The organism is Kitasatospora cineracea (assembly GCF_003751605.1).
GTDB classification, from domain to species: Bacteria; Actinomycetota; Actinomycetes; order Streptomycetales; family Streptomycetaceae; genus Kitasatospora; species Kitasatospora cineracea.
Genome location: NZ_RJVJ01000001.1, coordinates 2,291,394 through 2,317,578 on the forward strand (window position 1 = coordinate 2,291,394; position 26,185 = coordinate 2,317,578).

Genomic DNA, 26,185 nt, shown 5'->3' on the forward strand with positions numbered 1-26,185 from the left:
CCCCGTTCGGGGAAGCGGCCTGGGATGTCGGCGGCGGGTCATAGACTCGAAGGGCCATGAGTAGCCTCTTCGATGACCTCCCGCTCCCCGGCTTCGAGCGTCCCGCCGTCGGGTCGAGCCCCCGCCCCGCAGCGCCGCAGGCGCCGCTGCCGCAGTGGTCGGAGGAGGAGGCACCGCCCGCCGACGAACCGCCCCACGAGCCGTACGACGCCGGCCCCTACGACGAGCCGTACGGGGAGGACATCCCCGACGGGCTGTTCGCCACCGACCACGCCGCCGAGGCCGAGCGCGACGCCTGGCACCGCAACGGCGCGGCCCGCACCGTGGTCGACCCGGCGCAGCTGCTGGAGGGCATGAACGACCCGCAGCGCGAGGCCGTGCTGCACGCCGGGTCGCCGCTGCTGATCGTGGCCGGCGCCGGCTCCGGCAAGACCCGGGTGCTCACCCACCGGATCGCCCACCTGCTGGCCGCCCGCGGCGTCCAGCCCGGCGAGATCCTGGCGATCACCTTCACCAACAAGGCCGCCGGCGAGATGCGCGAGCGCGTCGAGGCGCTGGTCGGCCCGCGCGCCAAGGCGATGTGGGTCTCCACCTTCCACAGCGCGTGCGTGCGGATCCTGCGCCGCGAGGCCAAGCAGCTGGGCATGAACTCCAGCTTCTCGATCTACGACTCGGCGGACTCCCAGCGCCTGATGTCCCTGGTCTGCCGGGACCTCGACCTCGACCCCAAGCAGTTCCCGCCGAAGTCCTTCACCGCCAAGGTCAGCAACCTCAAGAACGAGCTGATCGACGAGGAGACGTACGCCGACCAGGCCGCCAACCCGATGGAGAAGAAGCTCGCCGAGGCGTACTTCCTCTACCAGCGGCGGCTGCGCGAGGCCAACGCCCTCGACTTCGACGACATCATCATGACCACCGTCAACCTGCTGCAGGCGTTCCCCGACGTCGCCGAGCACTACCGGCGCCGGTTCCGGCACATCCTGGTCGACGAGTACCAGGACACCAACCACGCCCAGTACACCCTGGTGCGCGAGCTCTCCGGCGGCTCCGCGGGGCAGGCGCCCCGGATGACCGCCGACGGCGACTACGTGAACCCCGCCGACGCGCAGCTCGCGCAGATCCCGCCCGCCGAGCTGTGCGTGGTCGGCGACGCGGACCAGTCGATCTACGCCTTCCGCGGCGCGACCATCCGCAACATCCTCCAGTTCGAGGAGGACTACCCGAACGCGACGACGATCCTGCTGGAGCAGAACTACCGCTCCACCCAGACCATCCTCACCGCCGCCAACTCGGTCATCGAACGCAACACCAACCGCCGCAAGAAGAACCTGTGGACGGCCGGCGACCAGGGCGAGCAGGTCGTCGGCTACGTCGCCGACGACGAGCACGGCGAGGCCCAGTTCATCGCCGAGGAGATCGACCGGCTCACCGACGCGGGCGCCGCCCGCCCCGGCGACGTGGCGATCTTCTACCGCACCAACGCCCAGTCCCGGGTCTTCGAAGAGGTGTTCATCCGGGTCGGCCTGCCCTACAAGGTCGTCGGCGGCGTGCGCTTCTACGAGCGCAAGGAGGTCAAGGACGTCCTGGCCTACCTGCGGGTCCTGTCCAACCCCGAGGACACCGTCCCGCTGCGCCGCATCCTCAACGTCCCCAAGCGCGGCATCGGCGAGCGCGCCGAGGCGATGATCGACGCGCTCGCCTCCCGCGAGCGGATCTCCTTCGCCGCCGCGCTGCGCCGGGTCGACGAGGCGTACGGGATGGCCGCGCGCTCCGCCAACGCCGTGAAGAAGTTCAACGAACTGCTGGCCGGGCTGCGCCAGGTCGTCGAGTCCGGCGCCGGACCGGCCGCCGTGCTGGAGGCCGTGCTGGAGGAGACCGGCTACCTCGCCGAGCTCCAGTCCTCCACCGACCCGCAGGACGAGACCCGGGTGGAGAACCTGCAGGAGCTCGCCTCGGTCGCCCTCGAGTACGAGAAGGACCCGGGGGAGCGCCCCGAGGGCGACGAGGGCCCGCCGGTCGGCTCGCTCGCCGACTTCCTGGAGCGGGTCGCGCTGGTCGCCGACTCCGACCAGATCCCCGACGAGGAGGACGGCGCGGGCGTCATCACGATGATGACCCTGCACACCGCCAAGGGCCTGGAGTTCCCCGTCGTCTTCCTCACCGGCATGGAGGACGGGATCTTCCCGCACATGCGGGCCCTCAACCAGGCCAAGGAACTGGAGGAGGAGCGCCGCCTCGCCTACGTCGGCCTCACCCGGGCCCGGCAGCGGCTCTACCTGACCCGCTCGGTGCTGCGCAGCGCCTGGGGCCAGCCCTCCTACAACCCGGCCTCGCGCTTCCTGGAGGAGATCCCGGAGAAGCTGATCGAGTGGAAGCGCACCGGCGCCGCCGCGGTGCCGGTCTCGCGCGGCTACTCGTCCTCCGGTTCGTCCGGCTCGGGCTCCTCGCGGGGTTCCGGCTCCTCGGCGGCCGCCTCGCCGAAGGCCGGCTGGGGCAGGTCCGCCCGGACGGTCACCGACCGGGAGGTCGTCGCGCTCGCCGTCGGCGACCGGGTCAGCCACGACAGCTTCGGCCTCGGCACCGTCGTCGCCACCCAGGGCGTCGGCGACAAGGCCCGCGCCACGGTCGACTTCGGCTCCGCCGGGCGCAAGGAACTGCTGCTGCGCTACGCCCCCGTCGAGAAGCTCTGACGGGCCGGACGGCCCCGCACGCTGTGATTTTGCCCTCCTCTCGGCAGGTGGGGAAGGACGGCGGCCCCGCCGGGCCGCTACCCTCCCCTCAGATCTGTTAAAAGTGGTTAACACCGAGCCCGCGGCCGAGAGCGGCCGGGTGGTGGACAACGTGGTCCAGGAGGCAGTCATGGTGGTGTCGGGGCCGATCCGAGTCGTGGTCGCCAAGCCCGGACTCGACGGGCACGACCGGGGAGCCAAGGTCATCGCGCGCGCCCTGCGCGACGCCGGCATGGAGGTCATCTACACCGGCCTCCACCAGACCCCCGAGCAGATCGTCGACACGGCGATCCAGGAGGACGCCGACGGCATCGGCCTGTCCATCCTCTCCGGCGCGCACATGACCCTCTGCGCCAAGGTGATCGAGCTGCTCAAGGAGCGCGACGCCGCCGACATCAAGGTCTTCTGCGGCGGGATCATCCCCGACGCCGACATCACCGAGCTGAAGGCCCTCGGCGTCGCCGACATCTTCACCCCGGGCACCTCCACCCAGGACGTGGTCAGCTGGGTCGAGTCCAACCTGCGCTCCGCGTAGCGGACCGGACGGGCAGCCCGGCAGGGGCCGGGAGCGGAGACACCGCTCCCGGCCCCTGCCGCGTCCGGGCCTGGTCGCGTCCGGACCTAGTCGAGTTCGGCGAGCATCGCCTGGCGGAAGCGGAGGGTGCCGGCGAGGCGGGTGAAGGTGTCGGACCAGGCGGTGTCGGGGGAGGTGTCGGCGGCGAGGGCCTCCACGGCGGGGGCGGTCTCGGGGGCGAGGGCGCGTTCGGTCATGCCGAGGACGCCGCTGTGGCTCCAGGGGTAGGAGCCGAGTTCGGCGGCGCGCTTGAGGGCGGCGACGACGGCGGTGGAGAGCGGGGGCGTCCACGGGGTGGCGCAGGCGCCGAGGAGTTGGAAGGCGTCGCCGAGGCCGTGGGTCTGGACGAACGCGGCCGTCCAGGCGGCGCGCTCGGCGGGCGGCAGGACGGCGAGCAGCTTGGCGGGGGCGCCCGGTGCGCGGGTGTCGCGGCCGGGGCGGGGCGGGGTGCCGAGCAGGGCGCGGGCCCAGGCGGCGTCCTGCTGCCGGACGGCGGCCCGGGCCCAGGCCTCGCGCAGGTCCTCGGCCCACTCGGCGCCGCCGCCGTCGGGCGAGTCGGTGGTGGGCAGGGCGAGCAGCTGCTCGGGGGTGCGGCCGGTGTCGGCCGTCCAGCCGGCGAGCGGCGCCCCGGCGACGACCTCGCCGAACCACCAGGCGCGCTCGCCGCGCCCGGTGGGGGACTTCACGGGTATGCCGTCGCGCTGCATGGCGGCGTCGCAGGCGGCGGGCGGGGTGATGTGCAGCCGGTCGCCGTCGGGCCGGACGGCCGTCCGGGCGCGGGCGGCCATCCGGGCGGCCAGGGCGGAGCCGGGCAGGGTGGTGAGCAGTTCCGCGGCGGTGGCCCGGACGTTCTTGGAGCGGTCGGAGAGCGCGGCCTCCAGGAACTCCTCGTCGGCGGCGGAGAGCCCGTCCTGGAGGGCGTCCAGGAAGAGCACCCGGTCCTCGGCCCGCTCGGTGCTCCAGGTGGAGGCGAGCAGGGCCAGTCCGGCGGCCGGGTCGGTGCGGCGCAGCCGGGTGAGGTGGGTGACGCGTTCCGCGAACAGCCCTTCCTGCCAGAGGAGTTCACCGGGCTGGTCGAGGGCGTCCTGGTCGCCGGCGGTGCGGGTGACGTACTTCCAGTCGGGGTTGTGCGGGGCCAGCCAGCGGCCGAGCGGGCCGGCCAGGGTGACGGCGTCGGAGCGGAGTTCGGAGCGGGCCCGGCCGGTGTCCAGCAGGGCCGGGACGAGGGCGGGCGGTAGCCGGTAGCCGCGGGCGCGGGCGGCGGTCAGCCACTGCGGGAGGAGTTCGGAGAGGTTGGCGGTGGTGCCGTGGCCGCTGCGGGTGCCGAGCAGGACGGCCAGCCGGCGGGCGGCGGCCTCGGGCAGCGCGGGCCGGGGGTCGGCGGGGGCGGGCTCGGGGGTGTCGACGGCGGGCGCGGGCAGCGTGCCGGCCCGGCGGCGGACCGCGGCGACGGCGGCCAGGTCGAGCAGCGCGCCGGCCGGGTCGGCCCGGTCGACGGCGGCGGACAGCGGGGTGCGGGCCTCGGGCAGCGGGCGGCGGTCGGTGCCGAGCAGGGCGGCGCCCTGCAGGTCGGCCCAGTCGTCGGTGCCGGTGGGTCCGGTGCCGGTGCGGGGGGACGCGGTCATGCCCGGACTCCGTTCGGCCGGTGGGTGGCGGTGCGGTGGCGGCGGCCCCAGCCGCTGGCCAGGGCGGCGCGGCGGGCGGCGTGGTGCAGGGTGATGCGTCGGACGGCGGTGCGCTGCCGGGTGCGGGTCATGGTTTCCTCCGGTCGACGGTGGCGGTACGTCAGGGGGCGCCGGGGAGCGTCCCGTTCCGTCGGGGTGGGCTTGCGGTGCGGGGAGCGGGAGTGGCGGCGCGTCAGGGCGTGCCGGGTCGACCCGGCGGCCGACGGTCCGTCAGCGGGGTTGTGTGTGCGGGGGTTTCGGGGCGGCGGCGCCGGTCAGCCGAGGGCGACCGGCCGGTGGTCGGCGTCCCAGGCGGTGACCGGGGCGAAGCCGTGGTGGCCGCACTCGCCGAACAGGGTGACGGGGTGGCCGGCGGAGACCGCGGCGAGCCGCCACAGGGCGGGCTCGGGCAGGGCGCCGCGGCGCACCGGCAGGGTGTGGGTGCCGTCGGTGAGCTGCCAGCCGTCCGGGGTGCGGACCGGCACCACGTCGGCCAGCACGGCCGGCCAGCTGTCCAGCCACGGGTCCTCGGCGACGGCGGCGCCGTACTCGGCGAGCGCCGCGGCGGGCGACAGGCCGGCCGGCGCGGCGGCCGGGGCGGGCTCGGGGCTGCCGTAGCGGGCGCCGAGGACGGCGCGCAGCGGGCGGGCGCCGGGGTGGTAGGCCAGGTCGGCCTCCAGCAGGCGGCCGGTGGGCAGGGCGAGGTCCGGGGCCTGGCCGGGGCGGCCGAAGGCGAGCAGCAGGGCCTGCCGTCCGGTCTTCGCGCCGCGCAGCCAGACCCGGCGGGTGGTCAGCCGGTCGTCGGCGGTGTCCCGGCTGCCCAGGACGTGCCAGCGGTCCCGGACGGTCGGGCCGGCGAGCAGTTCGGCGGTGTCGGTGGTGAAGCCGACCCGGGTGCGGACGGTCGCCGCGAGGGCCTGGGGCAGGGTGTCGATCCGGCCGTAGGCGCCGGCCAGCAGGTGCAGCATCGCGTACTCCTCCAGCAGTTCGTCCTGCGGGGCCTCGGCCAGCGCCCGGACCCGGGAGGCCAGGCCGGGGGCCTGGGCGTCGACCATCCGGGCGGCGACCTCCTCCCAGGTGCCGGCCGGCTGCGGGTCGGCCAGGCCGCGGCGGACGCCGTCGGCGAGCCGCAGCCGCAGCTCGCGGGCGCCGCCGGCGACCCGGGCGGAGCGCTTCTCGGCCCGCTTGCGGGCGGCCTCCGGGTCCGCGTCGGCGGCCTTGGCCTGCTGCTTGGCGGCCTTGTCGGCGGCGGCCCGGCCGCGGCCGTCCAGCCACTCCTGCGCCCAGTCGGGCGGGGTGGCCCCGTCGGCGACCGCCCCGGGCCCGGCGGCCCACAGCAGGAGCAGCCCGAGGGCGTGCTTGCACGGGAACTTCCGGCTCGGGCAACTGCACTTGTACGCGGGCGTCCCGAGCTCCACCGCCGTCCGGTAGGGCGTGCTGCCGCTGCCCTTGCACAGGCCCCACAGCGCGCCGCCGCCGGTGCCGGTGGCCGACCACGGGGCGGGCCCGGAGAGCTTGCCCGCGGCCTTCAGGGAAGCCGGGTCGGGCGCCAGCGAAAGGACGTGTTCGGTGCTCCAGCGTTCCTCCATGGCACCGACGTTAGGGGGACCCACTGACAACCCCTCAGGGCGCCTGCGGGGCCCTGGCGGGGCGCCGACGGGGCCCCGCCGGTCGGTCCTAGTCGGTGAGGGCGCCGAACACCATGTTCCACCAGCTGTCCGGGGCGGCGAAGGCGTACGGGTCGCGGGCGGCGAGGTACTCGCGGAGCTTGACGGTGTACTCGTCCGCCTGCCGGTCGGACACCCCGGCGACGTGCCGGAGGCGCAGCGCGTACCGGTAGAGGAACTCGACGAAGGAGGCCAGGTCCCGGTTCACGATCTCGGCGGTGGGCTCCTCGCCGAGGCCGAGCAGGATCACGTACCCGTTGTCGAGGTCCAGGCAGTAGCGCATCAGGTCGGCGTCGGTGGGGCCGCCGAGGGCCAGCACGGTGACGCCTTCGTCCCCGGCGCTGATCGGCACCAGGGTGTACGCGAGCGGGTCGCCCTGCACCTTGGCAGTGAACAGCACGTCGACGAAGACCGGTACGCCGACCTCCGCGAGCAGGCGGGCGTCCTCCTCCGGGATGCCGTTGGCGAGGGCCTCGTCCAGGGGCATCCGGACGATGCCGTCGGGGCTGAACAGCTCGGCGAGTTCGGCGTACGTGGCCACGTCAGGTCTCCAGTGTCGTCGCGGTGCGGTGGGCCGGTCGCCGTCAGGCGGGGACGCGGCCGGCGGCCTGCAGCAGGCGCCACCAGTCGTCCCAGCTGAGGTCGCGGTCCTCCTCGTCCAGGGCCTTGGACAGGACGAGCTCGGGGAAGCGGGGCCCCGCCACCCACTCGGACAGGAAGGAGTCGAGGCCGTCGGCGATCCGGAGCAGTTCGGACCCCTGGTACCAGAGGCCGCCGGGCTCGGATCGGGCCACCCAGACGCTGCCGTCCCGGGTGTCGACCAGCAGCGGCTCCTCGTCGACGAAGCCGATGTTCAGGTAGTCCCCGGGGTTGTCGACGCCGGTGGCGACGCCCAGCATCTCGGCGCCCTCGTAGGCGGGGATGCCGGCACTGGAGTGGACGGACGCCCGCACGCCGAAGTGGATCCCGTCGCTCAGCGCCAGCAGCCGGCGCACGTCCGTCGGCAGTTCCCCGGGCAGCTCCTCGATCGGCCTGGCCGGGCCGAACCCGACCGCCGGGAAGTCGGCGCGCTCCCGCCAGACCCGTGCGAGCTCCGGGATGAGCAGTTCCATGGTCTCCCCGCTCGGCACCGCTACCACCACTTCCACTTCATCTTGATCTTGATCGGGGTGCCGACCGGGACCTTGTGCTTGACCAGGTCGTTGGTGATCTGCTGCGTCCCGACGTCCCAGTTGGTCGCGTCGTGCAGCATCCGGAGATTCTTCCACGAGTCGAGACCGCCGAGTTGGAGCTCGTTGACGTGGTCGGCCTGCATGCCGTTGACCCGGTCCATGATCGCCCGGTAGTCGGGCGAGCCCTTGTGGTTGTCGTGCAGGACCTTGATCAGGGCGCTCTTGTACTTCTGGGTCATGCCGTCCGCGCGCTCCACCTTCGGCGCGTTGAAGAGCTTGCCCTGCTTGCCGAGCCGCCGCAGGGCCATCGCCTTCTGCAGGAACTCCAGCCGCGGCATGCCGTGCTTCCACTCCAGCGTGACGGTGTGCGGCGCCAGGCCCGGCTTGGGGCCGCGGTGCTCGGGGCCCTGCTTCTTGCGGATCTCGTCGGCCTTGTCCTCCACCTTGAGGAGGCTCTTGAGGGCCTTCTCCAGGTCGGCCTCGTTCTCCTTGTGGTTGAGGGAGGTCCGCTCCAGGCCCTGGGACATGTTCTTCAGGTGCTCGTGCAGCTGGTCCTCCGCCTTGCGGATGACGTCCAGGATCCTGGTCGAGCCGTTGGACACCGCGGTGGCCAGCGGGTCCTGCCCGTGGTGGGCGCGCAGCCGGGTGTGGGCCTGCCCGCTGTGCGCTCCGGCCGTGCCGCGCAGGCGCTCGGCGTGCTCCATCAGGCGCCGGGCCATCCGGTCGGTCTCGTCGTAGTTGTGGCGGATCTCGCTCACTGCCGCCCACCTCCACCGGTCACCGCGGAGCCGAGCTGCGACTGCTTCGCCCCGTCCAGGCCGGAGCGGCCGACGTCGCCCCAGTCGACGCCCTGCTTCATGCCGAGGGCGTTCTCGCCGAGTTGCAGGACCAGGTCGCCGGCCATGTTGGACAGCGCGTTGAGGACGGGCTCCTCGACGACCGAGAGCAGCTGCTGGACGATCTGCTGCTCGGCCTCCTTGAGCAGGCGGCGGACGATCACCCGGGTCGCCTGGGTGGCGCCCAGCGCCCCGGCCTCGGAGAGGCCGAAGGTGAACGGCGCGGCGGCCTGGGCGGCGATCACCTCGACGGCCAGGGCGACGAGTTGGGCGACCGCGGCGATCTTGGCGCCGGTGATCACCAGGGCGGCGCCGTCCAGTGCGGTGGCGAGCAGCCGGCCGGCCTCGCCGAGGCCCTCCAGGTGCTTGCCCGCCACCGAGGTCCAGTGGTTGTTGAAGGCGTCGCTGGCCGGGCCGACGTTCTCCGAGACCAGGCGCGCGACGGCGGCGATGGTGTCGGTGCGCCCGGCGTCGACCTCCTCGGCGAACGCCCGCATGCTGTCGGCGATCTCGCGGAACTCGTCCTCGTCCACGTTCGGCCAGTTGACGCCGATGAGGTCGAGGACCCAGGCGACCTCGTCGGGCAGGACCACTCCCATGACACGCACCCCCGAGCGCTAGTCAGTCCATCGGACGATATGGCCCGTCCGCTGCCGTGGGCAAGGAAGTTGGCGGACCGGCGGACCGGCGGCCCCGGCTCCGGTTGTCAGTGGCGGAGGGCAGAGTGGAACTCGCACGGGGCGAACGGGAGTTCTCCCGCCCAGGTCAGCGCCCGTGCCGCCCGTCCTTCTCGCGCCCGCTGCGCGCACCGTTCTGATGACCCGTGAGATCCCCGTGAGATCGGAGCAGTCGATGACCACCGAGACGACCAGCGAGGTCCTGCGGCAGCACGCCGAGGACGCGTTCGCCGAGGAGCTGGCCGCCCTCGCCCGGCACGACGACCGGACCAGGCCGGAGCGCTGGCGGCTCTCACCGTGGGCGGTCGCCACCTACCTGCTGGGCGGCGAGCTCCCCGACGGCACGGTGATCACGCCGAAGTACATCGGGCCGCGCCGGGTGATCGAGGTCGCCGTGACCACGCTGGCCACCGACCGGGCGCTGCTGCTGCTCGGCGTGCCCGGCACCGCCAAGACCTGGGTCTCCGAGCACCTCGCCGCGGCGATCTCCGGAGACTCCACGCTGCTGGTCCAGGGCACCGCCGGCACCCCCGAGGAGGCCGTCCGCTACGGCTGGAACTACGCCCAGCTGCTGGCCCACGGCCCCAGCGAGGACGCGCTGGTGCCCTCCCCGCTGATGCGCGCCATGCGCGACGGGCAGCTCGCCCGGGTCGAGGAGCTCACCCGCATCCCGGCCGACGTGCAGGACAGCCTGATCACCATCCTGTCCGAGAAGACCCTCCCCGTCCCGGAGCTGGGCTCCGAGGTGCAGGCGGTGCGCGGGTTCAACGTGATCGCCACCGCCAACGACCGCGACCGCGGCGTCAACGAGCTGTCCTCCGCGCTGCGCCGCCGCTTCAACACCGTGGTGCTGCCGCTGCCCGCGACGCTGGAGGAGGAGGTGGAGATCGTCACCCGCCGGGTCGGCCAGCTCGGCCGCTCGCTCGACCTGCCCGAACTGCCGGGCGGCGCCGAGGAGATCCGCCGGGTGGTGACGGTCTTCCGCGAGCTGCGGGCCGGCCTGACGGCCGACGGCCGGACGAAGGTGAAGACCCCCAGCGGCACGCTCTCCACCGCCGAGGCGATCTCGGTGGTCACCAACGGCCTCGCGCTGGCCGCGCACTTCGGCGACGGCGTGCTGCGCGCGGGCGACGTCGCGGACGGCATCGTCGGCGCGGTGGTCCGCGACCCGGTCGCCGACCGCCAGGTGTGGCGCGAGTACGTGGAGGGCGTGGTCCGCGACCGCGACGGCTGGAAGGACTTCTACCGGGCCGCCCGGGAGGTCTCCGCGTGAGTGCCGAGGCCATGAGCGCCGGGGCAGCGGGCGCGGAGGCGGCGGGCGGCAGGGCGGCCAGCGCGGAGGTGACGCTGCTCGGGGTGCGCCACCACGGCCCCGGCTCGGCCCGCGCGGTGGCCGCCGCGCTGGCCGCCCTGCAGCCCGACGCGGTGCTGATCGAGGGCCCGCCGGAGGCCGACGGGCTGGTCGCGGCCGCCGCCGAGAAGGAGATGGTGCCGCCGGTCGCGCTGCTCGCCCACGTCGCCGACGACCCGGCGCGGGCCGCGTTCTGGCCGTTCGCCGAGTTCTCGCCCGAGTGGGTGGCGCTGCGGCACGCGCTGGACGCGGGCGTGCCCGTCCGGTTCATCGACCTGCCCGCCGCGCAGAGCCTCGCGCTCGGCCCGCGCGGCGCCCGCGACGACGGCCCGCCCGCGGACGGCGACGGAACCGTTACCGGCGGGGGCGACACGTCCGGCCGTGACGGCGCGTCAGAAGAGGGGGAGGGGTCGGGAGTGCCGGGGGGCACTTCCGGGCCCGCGCCCGTCGACCCGATCGCCGAACTCGCCGCCGCCGCCGGCCACCTCGACCCGGAGTCCTGGTGGGAGGACGCGGTCGAGCACCGCACCCCCGACGGCGACCCTCTGGCCCCGTTCGCCGCCCTCGCCGAGGCGATGGCCGCGCTGCGCGAGCACCACCCCGCCGAGCGGCGCGACCTGGTCCGCGAGGCCGCCATGCGCCAGCAGGTCCGGGCCGCCCGCCGGGCCGGGCACCGGCGGATCGCCGTGGTCTGCGGCGCCTGGCACGTCCCGGCGCTCGCCGCGATGCCCACCGTCGCGCACGACCGGGCCCTGCTCGCCGAACTGCCCAAGAAGCTCAAGGTCGAGCTGACCTGGGTGCCGTGGACGCACCGCCGGCTGTCCCAGCACACCGGCTACGGCGCGGGCATCGACTCGCCCGGCTGGTACCACCACCTGTTCACCTCCCCCGAGCAGCCGGTCGCCCGCTGGATGACCAAGGTCGCCGAACTGCTCCGCGCCGAGGACCACCCGGTCTCCTCCGCGCACGTCATCGAGGCGGTCCGGCTCGCCGACACCCTCGCCGCGGTGCGCGGCCGCCCGCTGCCCGGCCTCACCGAGACCCTGGACGCGGTGCGCGCCGTGATGTGCGACGGCTCGGACGTCGCGCTCGCCCTGGTGCACCGGCGCCTGGTGGTCGGCGACGCGCTCGGCGAGGTCCCCGACTCGGTGCCCGCCGTCCCGCTCCAGCGCGACCTCACCCGCCTGCAGCGCACCCTGCGGCTCAAGCCCGAGGCCGAACCCCGGGACCTCGTCCTCGACCTGCGCAAGGACCTCGACGGCGAGCGCTCCCGGCTGCTGCACCGGCTGCGGCTGCTCGGCCTGCACTGGGGCCGCCCCTCCCGGGACGGCGTCAACTCCACCGGCACCTTCCGGGAGACCTGGCAGCTGTGCTGGGAGCCGGAGTTCTCGGTCCGGCTGGTCGAGGCCGGCCAGTGGGGCACCACCGTGCGCTCCGCCGCCACCGGCAAGGCCGTCGCCGACGCCGCGAACGCCGAACTCACCGCCCTGACCGCGCTCGCCGAGCAGTGCCTGCTGGCCGACCTGCCCGACGCGCTGCCCGAGGTGATGCGGGCCCTCGCCGACCGCGCCGCGCTCGACACCGACGCCGGGCACCTGGCCGCCGCGCTCCCCGCCCTGGTCCGCACCCTGCGCTACGGCGACGTCCGGGCCACCGACACCAGCGCCCTCACCGCCGTCGCGCACGGCCTCGCCGAACGCCTCAGCCTCGCCCTGCCCGCCGCCTGCACCGGCCTCGACGCGGACGGCGCCACCGCCCGCCGGGCCGAACTCGACGCCGTCCACCAGGCGATCGCCCTGCTCGGCGGCGACACCGCCGAACGCTGGGCCGGCGCCCTGGCCGCACTCGCCGCCCGCGAACCGCACGGCGGCCCCGCCACCGGCGTCCCCGGCCTGCTGCGCGGCCGCGCGGTGCGACTGCTGCTGGACGACGGACGGCTGGACGCCGAGGAGGCCGGCCGGCGGCTCGGGCTGGTGCTCTCCACCGCCTCCGAACCGGCCGACGCCGGCGGCTGGGTCGAGGGCTTCGTCTCCGGCGGCGGCGCACTGCTGCTGCACGACCCGACGCTGCTCGGCCTGCTCGACGCCTGGCTGTGCGGGGTGCCGGCCGACGCCTTCACCGACCTGCTGCCGGTGCTGCGCCGCACCTTCTCCTCGCTGGAGACGGGCGTCCGCCACACCATCGGCTCCCGGGTCGCGGCCGGCCCGCTCACGGCTCCCGCGGGGGGCTCCGCCCCGAGCGCCCCGCTCGACGAGGAGCGCGCCGACGCGACCACGGAGGTGCTGGCCCTCCTGCTGGGCGTGCAGGTCCCGCAGCCGCGCATCCCGCGCCAGACGGACCGCCGGGCCACCGCCTGACCGGCCCGCGGGATCCGCTGCGGCGCTGCCCCGACCTCCCCCCTGTTCCCTTCCGCTTCGCGCAGTTCCCCGCGCCCCTGACGGGGCGCGGGGGTTGGGCAGGGCGGTCTTCGACCGGCCCGATGGGCAAGCCAAGGAGTGAAAGAAGATGACTGTCCGTCAGGACGATGAGCGGATGCGGCGCTGGCGGCTGGTGCTGGGCAGCGACGGGGACGGCACGGGGGTGCGGCTGACCGGGCGGGACGCGGCGATGGACGGGGCGCTGGGGGCGCTGTACCGGGAGGACGGGAAGCGCTCGGCGGGGCTCGGCGGGTCGGCGCCGAAGGTGGCGCGCTGGCTGGGGGATATCCGGGAGTACTTCCCGACCAGCGTGGTGCGGCTGATGCAGCAGGACGCGATCTCCCGCCTCGGCCTGGACCGGCTGCTGCTGGAGCCGGAGATGCTGGCCGCCGTCGAACCGGACGTGCACCTGGTGGGGACGCTGCTGTCGCTGAAGCACGCGCTGCCGGAGACCACCCGGGAGACGGCCCGGGCGGTGGTCGGCAAGGTGGTGGCGGAGCTGGAGCGCCGGCTCGCCGACAAGACCCGTTCGACGGTCGGCGGGGCGCTGGACCGCAGCGCCCGGGTGAACCGGCCCCGGCACCGGGACATCGACTGGGACCGCACCATCCGGGCCAACCTGTCGAAGTACCTGCCGGAGTACCGCACGGTGGTGCCGGAGCGGCTGGTCGGCTACGCGCGGGCCCAGCGGGCGGTGAAGAAGGACGTCATCCTGTGCATCGACCAGTCGGGGTCGATGGCGCCGTCGGTGGTGCACTCGGCGGTGTTCGGCGCGGTGCTGGCGTCGATGCCGAGCCTGGACACCCGGCTGGTGGTGTTCGACACCTCGGTGGTCGACCTGACCGAGCAGCTGAGCGACCCGGTGGACGTCCTGTTCGCCACCCAGCTGGGCGGCGGCACCGACATCAACCGGGCGCTGGCGTACTGCCAGTCGAAGATCAGCCGGCCGTCCGAGACGATCGTGGTCCTGATCAGCGACCTGTACGAGGGCGGGATCCGCGACGAGATGCTGAAGCGGGTCGCGGCGATGAAGGCCGCGGGGGTGCAGTTCATCGCGCTGCTGGCGCTGTCCGACGAGGGCGCCCCGGCGTACGACCACGCGCACGCGCAGGCGCTGGCGGAGCTGGGGGCCCCGGCGTTCGCCTGCACGCCGGACGCGTTCCCGGAGATCATGGCGGCGGCGATCGAGAAGCGTCCGCTGCCGGTGCCCGACCGGGGGTGAGCGGGGCGGTCCGGGGCCGGTCAAGGGGCGCGGTACCCACCCGTCCGGGTGAAGCGGTGGTGGGCCTCACCACTGCGCGCCCCCGCTGGTGAGGGGCCCGGACCGGGGCGGTTGTGACGGTTCTCACCAAGGCGGACCCGGCCCCGGGCGAAACACGCCGGTCGTCCGGGGATAACCTGCCATGCGGACGTGACGCGCGTGTTGATTGACGATGCGCCCGGCAACTGCGTGGGCCGCAAGGCCGTACATCTGCGTACCCGCTCAGTGTCGACGACCCGCAGCGAAGATCCTGCCGTGGCACGCTCGTAGAGACACATTCCGCGACCACGAACAAGGACAAACACGTGGACCTGTTCGAGTACCAGGCGAGGGACCTCTTCGCCAAGCACGGCGTACCCGTGCTTGACGGCGATGTCATCGAGACCGCCGCAGACGCTGCCGCCATCGCGGAGCGCTTCGGCGGCCGAGCCGTCGTCAAGGCTCAGGTGAAGGTGGGTGGCCGAGGCAAGGCCGGTGGCGTGAAGCTCGCGTCCGACCCGCAGGACGCCGTGGCCAAGGCCGAGGCGATCCTCGGCATGGACATCAAGGGCCACACCGTCCACAAGGTCATGCTGGCCCAGACCGCGGACATCAAGGAGGAGTACTACGTCTCCTTCCTGCTCGACCGCACCAACCGCACCTTCCTGGCGATGGCCAGCGTCGAGGGCGGCGTGGAGATCGAGGTCGTGGCCGAGGAGAACCCGGACGCGCTGGCCAAGATCCCGGTCGACGCGAACGAGGGCGTGACTCCGGAGAAGGCCGCCGAGATCGTCGCCGCCGCGAAGTTCCCGGCCGAGATCGCCGACCAGGTCGCCGACGTCCTGCAGAAGCTCTGGGTGGTCTTCGTCAAGGAGGACGCCCTCCTGGTCGAGGTCAACCCGCTGATCAAGTCCGGCGAGGGCAAGATCATCGCCCTGGACGGCAAGGTCTCCCTGGACGAGAACGCCGAGTTCCGCCAGCCCGAGCACGAGGCGCTCGAGGACAAGGCCGCCGCCAACCCGCTCGAGGCGGCGGCGAAGGCCAAGGGCCTGAACTACGTCAAGCTCGACGGCCAGGTCGGCATCATCGGCAACGGCGCGGGCCTCGTCATGAGCACCCTGGACGTCGTCGCGTACGCCGGTGAGAACCACGGCGGCGTGAAGCCGGCCAACTTCCTCGACATCGGCGGCGGCGCGTCCGCCGAGGTGATGGCGAACGGCCTGGAGATCATCCTGGGCGACACCGACGTCAAGTCGGTCTTCGTCAACGTCTTCGGCGGCATTACCGCCTGTGACGCGGTCGCCAACGGCATCGTGCAGGCCCTCGCGCTCCTGGAGAGCAAGGGCGAGGCCGTCACCAAGCCGCTGGTCGTCCGCCTGGACGGCAACAACGCGGAGCTCGGTCGCCAGATCCTGACCGACGCCAACCACCCGCTGGTGCAGCAGGTGGACACCATGGACGGCGCCGCTGACCGCGCCGCCGAGCTGGCCAACAAGTAAGGAAGGGGACTTCAACACCATGGCTATCTTCCTTACCAAGGACAGCAAGGTCATCGTCCAGGGCATGACCGGCTCCGAGGGCATGAAGCACACGCGCCGCATGCTCGCCTCCGGCACCCAGATCGTCGGCGGCGTGAACCCGCGCAAGGCCGGCACCACCGTGGACGTGGACGGCACCGAGGTGCCGGTGTTCGGCACCGTGGTCGAGGCGATCGAGAAGACCGGTGCCGACGTCACCGTCATCTTCGTCCCGCCGGCGTTCACCAAGTCCGCCGTGATCGAGGCCATCGACGCCGAGATCGGCCTCGCCGTGGTCATCACCGAGGGCGTGCCGGTGCACGACACCGCCGCGTTCTGGGCCCACGCCGGCGCCAAGGGCAACAAGACCCGCATCATCGGCCCGAACTGCCCCGGCCTGATCAGCCCCGGACAGTCCAACGCGGGCATCATCCCGGCCAACATCACCGGCCCGGGCAAGATCGGTCTGGTGTCGAAGTCCGGCACCCTGACCTACCAGCTCATGTACGAGCTCCGTGACCTCGGCTTCTCCTCCGCGGTGGGCATCGGTGGCGACCCCGTCATCGGCACCACCCACATCGACGCCCTCAAGGCGTTCCAGGAGGACCCGGAGACCGAGCTCATCGTCATGATCGGCGAGATCGGCGGCGACGCCGAGGAGCGGGCCGCGGCCTACATCGCCGAGCACGTCACCAAGCCGGTCGTCGGCTACGTCGCGGGCTTCACCGCGCCCGAGGGCAAGACCATGGGCCACGCCGGCGCCATCGTCTCCGGCTCCTCCGGCACCGCCCAGGCGAAGAAGGAGGCCCTCGAGGCCGCCGGCGTCAAGGTCGGCAAGACGCCGTCCGAGACCGCCCGCCTGGCCCGCGAGCTGATCGCCGCCGCGAAGTAAGCGGTAGCAGGTAGCAGGTAGCAGTACGGCGGAGGCGCCGCGCACCGTTCGTGACGGTGGGCGGCGCCTCCGGCGTTCCCGGGGTCGGTCGGGTCCGGCCGACCCCGGTCAGGGCGTGCGCGGCGGGCCGCAGTGTTCGACCGGGCCGCACGGGCCCGCCAGCGGCGGCGGCAGCGGGCGGCGCTCCGGCGGGGGCGCGGCGAACAGCGGGCGGCGGGCCGCGAACGGGCCGGGCGGCAGCGCGTCCGGGCCCGGCAGGTCCGCGGTGGCGGCCGGGGCCAGCGGCGGCGGCAGCGGGCCGACCGGGCCGCCGGCCACCCGGACCGGGACCCCGGGCGTCGGCCCGCACCACGGCGTCCGCAGCCCCGGCGCGCCGTCCGGAGCCGCCGGACCGGCGCTGCCCGAACCGGCCGAGGTGCAGGCCGTCTGCCGCACCGGCTCCGGCCGGACCATCCCGGACGGGCCAACCCCCAGCAGGGTGGCCGCGATCGCCCCGCCCACCACGGCCGTCAGCGCCGCCGCCGCGCCCGTCACCAGGCCGGTGTGCAGCCGGCTGTCCGCCACCAGCCGCGCCGTGGACGGCAGCCGCGGGCCCGGGCAGCCGTGCACCGCCGCCCGGTGCAGCAGCTCCGCCAGCCGCTCCGCGAACCCCGGCTCCTCCGGGTCCGCGCCGACCAGCGCCGGCACCTCCAGGGCCAGCGCGGCCCGGGCCGCCCGCACCCGGCCCGCGGCGGCCGCCGTGCTCGACTCCACCTCCACCGCGACCTGCTCCACCGGCAGGCCCAGCGTGTCGTGCAGCACCAGCGCCCGCCGCCGCGGCCGCGACAGCCGCAGCAGCGCCTTCACCAGCGCCCGGTCGCGGTGGGTCAGCTTCTGCGGCGGCTCGGGCGGTTCGGGCGCGCCCGCCGCGTCGACCGCGATCCGGCGCCGCGGCCACCGCAGCAGGTGCGCCCGCCGCGGGCCGCCCCGGTGCCAGGGCGACAGCGCCAGGTCGAACGCCGCCCCGCGCACCCGCCCCTCCGGGTCGGGGTCCGCCGCCACCTCCGCCCACCGGCGGGCGGCCGCGCCCAGCGCCAGGTGCACGCAGTGCACGGCGCGGTGGCGGTGGCCGGTCAGCAGGAAGGTCTGCTGGACCAGGCGGGTGTGCACCCGGGCGGCGAACTCGTCGAAGGTGGCGGGGGCGGGCTCGGCCGCGGGCTCGGGGGCGGGAGCGTCCGGGCGCGGGGGGCCGACGAACTCGGCGGCGGGCGGGGACGACGGTGCGTCGGGAGAGGGTGCCCGGGGTGCTTCCGGGGCGAGGGCGGCGAGCAGCGCGAGGGCCTCCTCGCGGTCGCGGACGCCGAGTTTGCGGATCGCCCGGTTGAGGTGGTTGCGGGCGGTGCTGGGGGCGACGCCCAGGTGCCGGGCCGTCGCGCGCAGGTCGTCGCCGGCGGCCAGCCGGGCCAGGGCCTGGGCCTCGTGCGGGGCGAGGCGGCGGAGCAGGAGTTCGGCGTCCTCGCGGGCCCTGGGCGAGGTTCCGATGGTCGGCTCGGGCTCGGCGGTCGAGGGCGAGGTCACCGGTCTCCTCCGTGGCGTCCGGGGCGGGTCCGTGCCGGAAAAAGGCACATGTACTGATAATCCGGGACACGGCGAAGGTTCGCCCGTTGACACCCCTCAACGGGTGGCCTTGGCAGCATGAGGGCCATGACGCAGCTGATGGGCCGTCCGATCCTGGGCCTGCCGAGCGACTTGGACAGTCGCTCCACCCTCACCGACCTGCTCACCGGCGTCCGCACCGCGCTGCTCACCCTGTCCGTGGTCGCCGCCCCGGTGTTCGGCCTGTGGGTGCTGGCCCCGTACGGCGACGACACGGCGCAGGACGCCGCCCGGGCCGTCTTCGGGCTCTGGCTGCTCGGCCACGGCGCCCCCCTGGCCCGCGGCCCGCAGGACGCCCCGGTGACCGTCGCCCCGCTGCTGCTCACCGCCGTCACCGCCGTGCTGCTCTCCCGGGCCGGACACCGCCAGGCCCGGCGCGCCCGGGGGCGCGGATGGGTCCGCTGGCGCTCCCCGCTCACCGTGTACGCCGGGTACCTGCTGGTCGCGGCCCTCGCCGTCGCCCAGTGCACCGACCCGCGGGCCCTGCTGCACTCCCGGGCGGTCGCCGACCTCGCCGCCGTCGCCCTGCTCGCCGCCGCCGGGCTCGGCCACGGCCTGTGGTCCGGCCTCGGCCGCCCCTGGGCCCTGCCCCGGCTGCCGCTTCCGTCCGCGTACTGGCCGGACGGCGCCGGGGCCGCCGTCGGCCGGGCCCTGGCCGGCTGGCTGCTCGAGCTGACGGCCGGCGGCGGGGCGGTGTTCGCCGTCGCCGTGCTGCTCGGCTCCGCCGGACAGGACGCGCAGCGGCTCGGCGGCGGGGCGGCCGACTGGCTCGGACTGCTGCTGGCCTGCCTGCTGCTGGTGCCCAACGGGCTCCTCTGGGCCGCGAGTTACGCCCTCGGGGCGGGCTTCGCGGTCGGTACCGGCGGCCACGCCGGACCGCTCGGCACCCGGCTCGACCCCGTCCCCGACTTCCCGCTGCTCACCCTGCTGCCCGCCGACCGCGGCCCCGACTGGCACCTGCTCGCCTGCGCCGCCCCGCTCGCCGCCGCGACCGCCACCGCCCTGCTGCTCGGCCGCGCCGCCACCCGCTGGACCCCGACCCAGACCGTCGCCGTCGCCGCCGCCACCGCCCTCGCCGCCGCCGGGCCCGGCCTGCTCGCCGGGTACGCCGCCGGCGGCGCGCTCGGCCCCGGCCGGATGTCCGAACTCGGCCCGGTGCCCTGGCAGTTCGCCCTCGCCCAGAGCGCCTGGCTGCTCGCCGTGGCGCTCCCGGGGGCACTGCTGCACCGCTGGTGGCTCGGCCGCCGCGGCGACGGCGCGGGCCCGGTGGTCCGGGCCCGGGTCGGGGCGTACCGGCTGGTGTGCCGCCTCGCCGCGTAGGCGGGGGCGGAGAGGACAGGCAGGGCGCGGGGAACTGGGCGCAGCGGCAGGGGAGCGTCAGCGGGACCGCGACGACGGCAATGGCCTGCTGTCGCCTGGCGATCTTGCTGCGGGTGCCCGGCCGGTCGCGCAGTTCCCCGCGCCCCTGAAGTCGACGCCTCCCTGGGCTTCCGGTGCTGCTCACGCGTCCTTGCGGCGCAGGGTGCGCAGTCCGACGAGGACTGCCGCTGCCGTCCAGGCGGCCATCAGGAGCAGGCCGGTGGTGTGGCCGTAGTGGGTGCCCGGGGCGTCGTCGAGGCGCAGGGCGTACTGGCCGGCCCGGTCCGGGAGGAACTGGGCGGCTTCCCGGATGCCGGGGATGCCGGCCAGGACGGTGGTGCCGAGGAAGACGGCGGGCGGGAGCAGGCCGAGTGCCGCGGTCTGGTTGCGCAGCGCGGTGGTGAGCGCCAGGCACAGGACGAGCAGCAGCGGGTGGTAGAGGACTCCCGCGGCCAGTGCCCGGGCGGTGCCGGGGACGGTCGGGTCCAGGCCCACCGTGCCGATGGTGGCGGCCAGTTGGGCGCCGACGGTGGCCAGGCCGACGGCCAGGCCCAGGCCCGCGCCGAGCAGGAGCTTGGCGCGGTAGAACCGGAGCCGGTCCGGGACGGCGGCGAGCGAGGTGGCCAGCGTCCCGGAGGCGTACTCCTGGCCGATCAGCAGGACGCCCAGGCAGGCGACCGCGACCTGGCCGAAGTTCAGCCCGTAGAACAGGCCCTCCATCGGGTCGTCCCGCAGCGAGTGGTCCGAGTGCCCGTACGCGGCCTGAACGGCCGTGGTGATCCCGGCGCTGAGGGCCACCGCGAGCAGCGGGGACGCCCACAGCGGGCGCAGGGTGGCGAACTTCGCCCACTCGGCGCGCAGCGGGCGGGTGCGGGCGCTCATGCCGCCACCGCCCGGTACTCGACGGCGTCCGCGGTCATCCGCATGAAGGCCTCCTCCAGGGAGTCGTGGGTGACGGAGAGTTCGACCAGGGCGACCCGGTGCTCGGCGGCCAGTGCGCCCAGCCGGCCCGGGTCGGCGTCCGGGACGTCGAAGGCGCCGTCGCCGCTCGGCACCGCGTCCGGGTGGGCGGCGGCCAGCAGCGCGGCCAGCGCGGCCGGGTCCACGGCGCGGACCCGGACCCGGCGGCGGCCGTGCACGGCGAGGAAGTCGGCGGTGGAGGTGTCGGCGAGCAGGCGGCCCCGGCCGATCACCACCAGGTGGTCGGCGGTCACCGCCATCTCCGCCATCAGGTGCGAGGAGACCAGTACCGCCCGGCCCTCGCCCGCGAGCCGGCGCAGCAGGCCCCGGATCCACCGGATGCCCTCCGCGTCCAGGCCGTTCACCGGCTCGTCCAGCAGCAGCGCGGCCGGGTCGCCGAGCAGGGCCGCCGCCACGCCCAGGCGCTGGCGCATGCCGAGCGAGAAGGTCCGGATCCGGCGGTCGGCGACCTCGGCCAGGCCCACCAGCGCCAGCACCTCCCCGACCCGGCGGGCCGGCAGCGCGTGCGAGGCGGCGATCCAGCGCAACTGCCCGGCGGCGGTCCGGCCCGGGTGCACCGCCTGTGCGTCCAGCAGCGCGCCGACCCGGTCCAGCGGACGCTCCAGCGCGGCGTACGGCCGCCCGTCCACCAGCGCGGCCCCGGACGTCGGCCGGTCCAGGCCCAGCACCATCCGCAGCGTCGTCGACTTCCCCGCCCCGTTCGGCCCCAGGAAACCCGTCACCCGCCCCGGTTCGACCCGGAACGCCAGGCCGTCGACCACCCGCCGCCCGTCGTACTCCTTGGTCAGGTCGCGGATCTCGATCACGGCAACTCCCTTCGTCCGGCTGCTGGTTCGAGTCAACCGCCCGGACCGGTCCCGCCGGATCCCGCCCGCGAGTGGCCCGCCTCCCTCCCGGGAGGGAGCCGGGCAGGTGGGAGGGTGCGCAAGGATGGCCGGATGGCCGCCCTGTTCGCTCCGTTGCTGCGTCCCGTGACGTACACCCGCTGGCTGCACCTGATGATCGGCACGGTGTTCGCCGGGGTGGTGCTGCTGGTGTACCCGGGGACGGAGGGGGTGTCGACGGGGCGCGCGGTGCTGTGGGGGGTGGTGCTGGACGTGCCGCTGCTGTGCCTGGCGGCGCTGGTGCCGGGGATGCGGCGCGGGGAAGGGGTGCAGGCGCGGCTGCTGCTGGGGCCCGCGCGGGAGGAGGAGATCGGGGTCGCGCCGTCGGCGGGCTGGGCGGACCGGGGGCGGACGGCGTGCTGGCTGGTGGCCCGGGTCGGGCTGGGGGTGGCGGTCGGGGCGGTGACGGTGGCGGCGGTCCGGGCGGTGGTGCACGCGCCGCTGCTGGCGCTGCCGGCCGTCCCCGGCCTGCTCTGGCTGACGGTGCTCGCCGGGAGGCTCCAACTCGCGCTCGCCGTGAGCCTGTTGGGGCCGTCGCGGGCGGAGCGGCTGGCGGCCGCCGAGGCCCGGGCGGAGCGGCTGCTGGAACGCAACCGGCTGGCCCGGGAGCTGCACGACTCGATCGGGCACGCCCTGACGGTGACGGTGGTGCAGGCGGGCGCGGCCCGCGAGGTGGCCGATCCGGTGTTCCGGGAACGGGCGTTGGAGGCGATCGAGACCACCGGGCGGCGGGCCCTGGACGACCTGGAACGGATGCTGGTGCTGCTGCGCGAGAGCCCGGACGCGACCGCCGCCGAGCGGCCCGGCCTGGACCGCGTCGGCGAACTGTTCACCGCCGCCCGGTCGGCCGGCAGCCCCGTCGACGCCGAACTCGACGTCCGCGCCGCCGAGTTGCCCGGCGTGCTGTCCCGGGAGGCGTACCGGATCGTCCAGGAGGGCGTCACCAACGCGCTGCGGCACGCCCCGGGCGCACCGATCCGGGTCCGCGGCGCCGTCAGCGGTGGGGTGCTGGAGCTGTCCTGCCGCAACGGCCTTGCGGCGAAGGGAAGTTCGCACCGCGGCGGCGGCAAGGGTCTGCGCGGGGTGCGGGAGCGGGCGGTGCTGCTCGGCGGCGACTGCGAGGCCGGCCCCGACGGGACGGCCGCGGACGGGGCGGCCTGGCTGCTGCGGGTGCGGCTGCCGCTACGGTTGGGCCGGTGACGGTGATCAAGGTGCTGCTGGTCGACGACGAGGAGCTGATCCGGTTCGGCCTGCGCGCCGTCCTGGACGCCCAACCCGACCTCGACGTGGTCGGCGAGGCCGCCGACGGCGCCGAGGCGCTCGGCCTGGTCCGCACGCTGCGTCCCGACGTGGTGCTGATGGACGTGCGGATGCCCGGCCTGGACGGCCTCGCCGCGACCCGGGCGATCCTGCGCGGCCCCGACCGCCCGCCGAAGATCCTGGTGGTCACCACCTTCGAGGCCGACGACTACGTGTACGAGGCGCTGCGCGCGGGCGCCGACGGCTTCCTGCTCAAGCGCTCCCGCCCGGCCGAGGTGGTGCAGGCGGTGCGCCTGGTCGCGGCGGGCGAGTCGCTGCTGTTCCCGGCCTCGATCCGCCGGCTGGCCGCCGCCCGGGCCGGACGGGACCCGGCGGACGGCGGCGCGGTGGCCCGGGCCGGACTGACCACCCGCGAGGGCGAGGTGCTGCGGCTGATGGCCCGCGGCCTGTCCAACGCCGAGGTTGGCGACCGGCTGCACCTGGGCGTGCAGACCGTCAAGACGCACGTCAGCAGCCTGCTCGGCAAACTCGGCGCCCGGGACCGCACCCAGGCCGTGATCGCCGCCTACGAGTCGGGCTTCGTCACCCCGGAGTCGGACTCCGGGCAGCCGTAGGACGGCGTGGCGGCCGTGCCCGAGCCCGAACCCCCGCCCGCGTCCCTGCCCGAGCCCGGGCACGGGCCGTGGCACGGCACCGGGCGCGGGTCGGGACGCGGCGTGGGGTCGGCGCACAGCAGGCGGTCCCCGAGCAGGTGGTCGCAGTCGCCCCGCTTGATGGCGTGGCGCAGATCGGCCCACTCGTCGGGGTCCACGACCAGCACCTTCCGCGGATCGGTGGCCCGGGCGATGGCCACCCCGTGGCGGGAAGCCGCCAGCACCAGCCCGTCCAGGTCGTCGCTGACGGCGCGCCAGTCCAGCCCGGGAAGGCCGTGCGGGTAGTACTCCACCGGGTGCATCACCGCGCTCCCCCTTCCGGACGCCGCGGGTCGATCTCGGTCCACAGGTGCTCCCACCGCTCGTTCCTGCCGTGCCCGAACCGGTCGCCCGCGCCGAGCACCCGGAGCACCGCCGCCGCCACGGCGGAGTCCGGGTGCTCCACCACCCGGGCGGTGATCCGGAACCCCCCGTCGCCGGTGCCCTCGACCAGCGGCTGACGCCCGGTCAGCCGGTGCAGCGCGCCGCCGATCCAGCGGGCCCGCTCGCCGGCGTCCCCCGCCGGCGGGTCGGTCTGTGCTGACAACGCTTCTCCTTCCTCTCCTCGATCGGGTGAACCGGACGACGTCATCCGGTGCCGTCGCAGGCGTCCGGCACGGGAGCGAGGCCGTCCCGGTGGACGGGCACCTCCGTCCCGCCGCCGACCGGCCGCACCCACATCAACCCGCACCACTCGCCCATGTACCGGACGACCGCCCCGGACTTCCGGTCGAGCACCAACTCGCCCACGGCGGAAGGCCGGTACGGCCCGGCCGCCGGGGGTTCGTCCCCGCCGCTCACTCTGCGCTCCGATCCTTCGGCGATGTGTCACCAGCATCGGCACCGGCGACTACGATCGGAAGCGGTTTCCATTCAACATCTCGGCACGTTGAAAAGAGGGAACGCCCGTGCGCATCAACGAACTTGACCCCTCGTCATCCCCGCTGGCAGCCTTCGGCTGGCAGATCCGCGAACGGCGGCGACGCGAGGGCCTCACCCAGGGCGAGCTGGGCCGGCTGGCGGGCTACACGGCGGCGTACGTGTCCCTGATCGAGAACGGGCGACGACGCCCACCTGTTGAATTCATCCGGGCCCTGGACCGGGCGCTGGGCGCGGCGGGGGCACTGGAGGGCGCGTGGTGGATGCTGGGCCACACCGCGTTCCGAGGAGGTTTTCCGGAGTACGTCGGCCTTGAGGCGGTGGCCCGCCGGATCCATGCGTGGGACATCGGACTTCCGCCGGGTATTGCCCAGACCGAGGAATACGCGCGTGCGCTGCAAGCCGGTTATGTGCAACGGGGATCGGTGACGCCCGAACGAGCCGAGGAGCGAATCGGCGTACTGATCGGCAGGCAGGCCCCGCTGCACCTGCCGGACCCGCCGGAGTTGTACATGGTGCTCGACGAGAGCTGCATCCGCACGGTGGTCGGATCGCCCGGAGTGACGGCACGCCAACTCGCTTGGCTGGCCGAGCTGTCCGCACGCCCCAACGTGGTTCTCCAGGTCATGCCGTTCGCCGGTGGAGCGAGGCGGCCTTTCACCCATCTGACCATTCTTCTGACCATGCCTGACGGCGCATTGGTGGGATACACCGAGACACATCAACGCGGCTACGTCGAACACGAAAACGAAACCGTGATGGGTTGGATGCACGAGTATCATCGCCTGCAGGTCGAAGCACTTTCCCCGGCTGACTCCCTCGCGCTGATCAGCAAGGCTCGGAAGGAACTCTGCACCATGCTCCCTGTTGACCAGGCCAACGCCAGTTGGTTCAAGTCCAGTTACTCGGACGGTGCCGGCGCGTGCGTCGAGGTCAGCACCGTCCACGCGGAGTCCCACGGCGTGGTGCTGGTCCGTGACAGCAAGGACCCGGACGGCCCGTACCTGACCCTGCCGGCCGCCGCGTGGAGCGCCTTCGCGGACGCGGTCTGATCCGCCGGACGGCGAACGGCAGCAGCCCCCGGCGGTCCGCCGGGGGCTGCTGGTGTTCCGGGGGCCTACTGGTCGGTGGAGACTTCGGCCAGGTTGCTCAGCCAGGTCGGGACCTCGTACTCCTGGGCGCAGCTGCGGGCGGCTTCCTGGGTGACCGAGGCGGTCCGGCAGTCCAGGTAGTCGTGGTAGGCGAACTGGATGGTGAAGACGCCCAGCGAGACCACCAGGGCGAGGCCGCCGGTCAGCAGGGCGCCGAGCGCCGCCGGGACCTGGGGGCGGACGGGGCGCGGGGCGAACGGGTCGCTGACGGGTTCGGCGGGGGTGCGCAGGACGGCGACGGCGTACCAGACGGCGAGCAGGGACAGCGGGAAGGCCAGCCAGTAGAGGCCGAAGAGCACGGTGAGCAGCGCGGCGAAGCCCGACAGCAGGGCGTTGCGGGCGGTGCGCTGCGCCGGGTCGGCGGGGTCGGGCTTGGGCGGGGCGGGCTGCTGGGGGTCCTGGTCGGGGCGGTGGCCCCACGGCGGCGGCTGGGGCCGGTCCTCGTCGGGGGAGCCGTCCGGTCGCGGGCCGGAGGCGGGCGGCCGCGGGGTGCGGGGACGCCAGGGCTGGTCGGGCGCGCCGGGCGGAGGGGGCGCGAAGGGGTTGCGCTCGCCGCTGTCCTCGCCGCTGCTCATGGTGTCCCGTTCCTGTCTCGTCGGGTGGCCGTC

The 26,185-nt window shown here is 74.8% G+C and carries 25 protein-coding genes; 11 read left to right on the forward strand and 14 right to left on the reverse strand.

All coding sequences use genetic code 11. The features are described from left to right. Window positions 1–56 precede the first annotated feature (56 nt). Window positions 57–2,690 (forward strand): DNA helicase PcrA, encoded by a 2,634-nt coding sequence (pcrA, locus tag EDD39_RS10625; RefSeq protein WP_123555076.1) that lies wholly within the window; start codon window positions 57–59, stop codon window positions 2,688–2,690. Between the two features lie 169 nt (window positions 2,691–2,859). Next, a complete protein-coding gene (gene icmB, locus EDD39_RS10630) occupies window positions 2,860–3,264 on the forward strand; it encodes a coenzyme B12-dependent isobutyryl CoA mutase small subunit (RefSeq protein ID WP_030457357.1) in 405 nt (134 codons plus the stop codon). 86 nt (window positions 3,265–3,350) lie between these two features. Here icmB and EDD39_RS10635 read toward each other — a convergent pair whose 3' ends face one another. The 7 genes from EDD39_RS10635 to EDD39_RS10660 all read right to left on the reverse strand — a co-directional run bounded on the left by EDD39_RS10635 (window position 3,351) and on the right by EDD39_RS10660 (window position 9,241). After that, window positions 3,351–4,928, reverse strand: coding sequence for a DUF5691 domain-containing protein (locus tag EDD39_RS10635; protein WP_123555078.1), 1,578 nt, complete (start codon window positions 4,926–4,928; stop codon window positions 3,351–3,353). Continuing rightward, a complete protein-coding gene (locus EDD39_RS41985; protein ID WP_279633963.1) occupies window positions 4,925–5,059 on the reverse strand; it encodes a hypothetical protein in 135 nt (44 codons plus the stop codon). The genes EDD39_RS10635 and EDD39_RS41985 overlap by 4 nt, the downstream gene beginning before the upstream one ends. Before the next feature lie 183 nt (window positions 5,060–5,242). After that, the gene (locus EDD39_RS10640; protein WP_123555080.1) at window positions 5,243–6,556 is read right to left on the reverse strand and encodes an SWIM zinc finger family protein; all 1,314 of its coding nucleotides are present in this window, start codon (window positions 6,554–6,556) and stop codon (window positions 5,243–5,245) included. Window positions 6,557–6,644: 88 nt separating this feature from the next. Beyond that, window positions 6,645–7,175: an SUKH-4 family immunity protein gene (locus tag EDD39_RS10645; protein ID WP_123555082.1), complete on the reverse strand. Its 531-nt coding sequence runs from the start codon at window positions 7,173–7,175 to the stop codon at window positions 6,645–6,647. A gap of 43 nt (window positions 7,176–7,218) precedes the next feature. Continuing rightward, window positions 7,219–7,746 (reverse strand): hypothetical protein, encoded by a 528-nt coding sequence (locus EDD39_RS10650; protein WP_123555084.1) that lies wholly within the window; start codon window positions 7,744–7,746, stop codon window positions 7,219–7,221. A gap of 20 nt (window positions 7,747–7,766) precedes the next feature. Further along, window positions 7,767–8,564: a hypothetical protein gene (locus tag EDD39_RS10655; protein WP_123555086.1), complete on the reverse strand. Its 798-nt coding sequence runs from the start codon at window positions 8,562–8,564 to the stop codon at window positions 7,767–7,769. Then, on the reverse strand, window positions 8,561–9,241 hold the full coding sequence (locus tag EDD39_RS10660; RefSeq protein ID WP_123555088.1) for a WXG100-like domain-containing protein: 681 nt from the start codon (window positions 9,239–9,241) through the stop codon (window positions 8,561–8,563). The genes EDD39_RS10655 and EDD39_RS10660 overlap by 4 nt, the downstream gene beginning before the upstream one ends. Window positions 9,242–9,494: 253 nt before the next feature. Here EDD39_RS10660 and EDD39_RS10665 point away from each other — a divergent pair, with 253 nt between their 5' ends. The 5 genes from EDD39_RS10665 (at window position 9,495) to sucD (ending at window position 16,736) form a co-directional block, all read left to right on the forward strand. Beyond that, on the forward strand, window positions 9,495–10,592 hold the full coding sequence (locus EDD39_RS10665; protein WP_208765471.1) for an ATP-binding protein: 1,098 nt from the start codon (window positions 9,495–9,497) through the stop codon (window positions 10,590–10,592). An 11-nt stretch (window positions 10,593–10,603) separates the two neighbouring features. After that, the gene (locus tag EDD39_RS10670) at window positions 10,604–13,027 is read left to right on the forward strand and encodes a DUF5682 family protein (protein WP_244257161.1); all 2,424 of its coding nucleotides are present in this window, start codon (window positions 10,604–10,606) and stop codon (window positions 13,025–13,027) included. 148 nt (window positions 13,028–13,175) lie between these two features. Further along, window positions 13,176–14,309, forward strand: a complete 1,134-nt coding sequence (locus EDD39_RS10675; protein ID WP_123555094.1) for a VWA domain-containing protein — start codon at window positions 13,176–13,178, stop codon at window positions 14,307–14,309. 344 nt (window positions 14,310–14,653) lie between these two features. Beyond that, window positions 14,654–15,826, forward strand: coding sequence for an ADP-forming succinate--CoA ligase subunit beta (sucC, locus tag EDD39_RS10680; protein WP_123555096.1), 1,173 nt, complete (start codon window positions 14,654–14,656; stop codon window positions 15,824–15,826). A 19-nt stretch (window positions 15,827–15,845) separates the two neighbouring features. Then, window positions 15,846–16,736, forward strand: a complete 891-nt coding sequence (sucD, locus tag EDD39_RS10685; RefSeq protein WP_123555098.1) for a succinate--CoA ligase subunit alpha — start codon at window positions 15,846–15,848, stop codon at window positions 16,734–16,736. A 108-nt stretch (window positions 16,737–16,844) separates the two neighbouring features. Here the strand turns inward: sucD and EDD39_RS10690 are convergent, their stop codons facing one another. Then, window positions 16,845–18,293 carry a LuxR C-terminal-related transcriptional regulator gene (locus EDD39_RS10690; protein ID WP_162869988.1) on the reverse strand — a complete coding sequence of 483 codons (1,449 nt, stop codon included), beginning with the start codon at window positions 18,291–18,293 and terminating at the stop codon, window positions 16,845–16,847. A 126-nt stretch (window positions 18,294–18,419) separates the two neighbouring features. On the opposite strand from EDD39_RS10690, the gene EDD39_RS10695 reads away from it, so the two are divergent. Then, a complete protein-coding gene (locus EDD39_RS10695) occupies window positions 18,420–19,691 on the forward strand; it encodes a cell division protein PerM (RefSeq protein ID WP_123555102.1) in 1,272 nt (423 codons plus the stop codon). Between the two features lie 180 nt (window positions 19,692–19,871). On the opposite strand, the gene EDD39_RS10700 is transcribed toward EDD39_RS10695, so the two are convergent. Next, window positions 19,872–20,612 (reverse strand): ABC transporter permease, encoded by a 741-nt coding sequence (locus EDD39_RS10700; protein ID WP_123555104.1) that lies wholly within the window; start codon window positions 20,610–20,612, stop codon window positions 19,872–19,874. Beyond that, window positions 20,609–21,517, reverse strand: coding sequence for an ATP-binding cassette domain-containing protein (locus tag EDD39_RS10705; protein WP_123555106.1), 909 nt, complete (start codon window positions 21,515–21,517; stop codon window positions 20,609–20,611). Before EDD39_RS10705 ends, EDD39_RS10700 begins: the two co-directional genes overlap by 4 nt. 132 nt (window positions 21,518–21,649) lie before the next feature. Between EDD39_RS10705 and EDD39_RS10710 the strand changes: the two genes are divergently transcribed. Next, window positions 21,650–22,795 (forward strand): sensor histidine kinase, encoded by a 1,146-nt coding sequence (locus EDD39_RS10710; RefSeq protein ID WP_123555108.1) that lies wholly within the window; start codon window positions 21,650–21,652, stop codon window positions 22,793–22,795. Continuing rightward, on the forward strand, window positions 22,792–23,469 hold the full coding sequence (locus tag EDD39_RS10715) for a response regulator transcription factor (RefSeq protein WP_123555110.1): 678 nt from the start codon (window positions 22,792–22,794) through the stop codon (window positions 23,467–23,469). The genes EDD39_RS10710 and EDD39_RS10715 overlap by 4 nt, the downstream gene beginning before the upstream one ends. Here EDD39_RS10715 and EDD39_RS10720 read toward each other — a convergent pair. From EDD39_RS10720 to EDD39_RS10730, 3 genes are read right to left on the reverse strand one after another with little or no spacing between them, the layout of a single operon-like run. After that, window positions 23,421–23,810 carry a hypothetical protein gene (locus EDD39_RS10720; RefSeq protein WP_123555112.1) on the reverse strand — a complete coding sequence of 130 codons (390 nt, stop codon included), beginning with the start codon at window positions 23,808–23,810 and terminating at the stop codon, window positions 23,421–23,423. The genes EDD39_RS10715 and EDD39_RS10720 overlap by 49 nt on opposite strands. Further along, a complete protein-coding gene (locus tag EDD39_RS10725) occupies window positions 23,810–24,094 on the reverse strand; it encodes a hypothetical protein (protein ID WP_123555114.1) in 285 nt (94 codons plus the stop codon). The genes EDD39_RS10720 and EDD39_RS10725 overlap by 1 nt, the downstream gene beginning before the upstream one ends. Window positions 24,095–24,135: 41 nt before the next feature. Then, a complete protein-coding gene (locus EDD39_RS10730; protein ID WP_123555116.1) occupies window positions 24,136–24,348 on the reverse strand; it encodes a hypothetical protein in 213 nt (70 codons plus the stop codon). A gap of 107 nt (window positions 24,349–24,455) precedes the next feature. Here EDD39_RS10730 and EDD39_RS10735 point away from each other — a divergent pair, with 107 nt between their 5' ends. Then, window positions 24,456–25,478 carry a Scr1 family TA system antitoxin-like transcriptional regulator gene (locus EDD39_RS10735; protein ID WP_123555118.1) on the forward strand — a complete coding sequence of 341 codons (1,023 nt, stop codon included), beginning with the start codon at window positions 24,456–24,458 and terminating at the stop codon, window positions 25,476–25,478. A gap of 65 nt (window positions 25,479–25,543) precedes the next feature. On the opposite strand, the gene EDD39_RS10740 is transcribed toward EDD39_RS10735, so the two are convergent. Continuing rightward, entirely contained in the window at window positions 25,544–26,152 is a 609-nt protein-coding gene (locus tag EDD39_RS10740; protein WP_123555119.1) for a hypothetical protein, read from the reverse strand. Window positions 26,153–26,185 lie beyond the last annotated feature (33 nt).

Bases quoted from the DNA above. Each gene is read 5' to 3' on its own strand.
- pcrA (WP_123555076.1), top strand. From the start codon at position 57: ATGAGTAGCCTCTTCGATGACCTCCCGCTCCCCGGCTTCGAGCGTCCC.
- icmB (WP_030457357.1), top strand. From the start codon at position 2,860: ATGGTGGTGTCGGGGCCGATCCGAGTCGTGGTCGCCAAGCCCGGACTC.
- EDD39_RS10635 (WP_123555078.1), bottom strand. From the start codon at position 4,928: ATGACCGCGTCCCCCCGCACCGGCACCGGACCCACCGGCACCGACGAC.
- EDD39_RS41985 (WP_279633963.1), bottom strand. From the start codon at position 5,059: ATGACCCGCACCCGGCAGCGCACCGCCGTCCGACGCATCACCCTGCAC.
- EDD39_RS10640 (WP_123555080.1), bottom strand. From the start codon at position 6,556: ATGGAGGAACGCTGGAGCACCGAACACGTCCTTTCGCTGGCGCCCGAC.
- EDD39_RS10650 (WP_123555084.1), bottom strand. From the start codon at position 7,746: ATGGAACTGCTCATCCCGGAGCTCGCACGGGTCTGGCGGGAGCGCGCC.
- EDD39_RS10660 (WP_123555088.1), bottom strand. From the start codon at position 9,241: ATGGGAGTGGTCCTGCCCGACGAGGTCGCCTGGGTCCTCGACCTCATC.
- EDD39_RS10665 (WP_208765471.1), top strand. From the start codon at position 9,495: ATGACCACCGAGACGACCAGCGAGGTCCTGCGGCAGCACGCCGAGGAC.
- EDD39_RS10670 (WP_244257161.1), top strand. From the start codon at position 10,604: ATGAGCGCCGGGGCAGCGGGCGCGGAGGCGGCGGGCGGCAGGGCGGCC.
- EDD39_RS10675 (WP_123555094.1), top strand. From the start codon at position 13,176: ATGACTGTCCGTCAGGACGATGAGCGGATGCGGCGCTGGCGGCTGGTG.
- sucD (WP_123555098.1), top strand. From the start codon at position 15,846: ATGGCTATCTTCCTTACCAAGGACAGCAAGGTCATCGTCCAGGGCATG.
- EDD39_RS10695 (WP_123555102.1), top strand. From the start codon at position 18,420: ATGACGCAGCTGATGGGCCGTCCGATCCTGGGCCTGCCGAGCGACTTG.
- EDD39_RS10700 (WP_123555104.1), bottom strand. From the start codon at position 20,612: ATGAGCGCCCGCACCCGCCCGCTGCGCGCCGAGTGGGCGAAGTTCGCC.
- EDD39_RS10710 (WP_123555108.1), top strand. From the start codon at position 21,650: ATGGCCGCCCTGTTCGCTCCGTTGCTGCGTCCCGTGACGTACACCCGC.
- EDD39_RS10720 (WP_123555112.1), bottom strand. From the start codon at position 23,810: ATGCACCCGGTGGAGTACTACCCGCACGGCCTTCCCGGGCTGGACTGG.
- EDD39_RS10740 (WP_123555119.1), bottom strand. From the start codon at position 26,152: ATGAGCAGCGGCGAGGACAGCGGCGAGCGCAACCCCTTCGCGCCCCCT.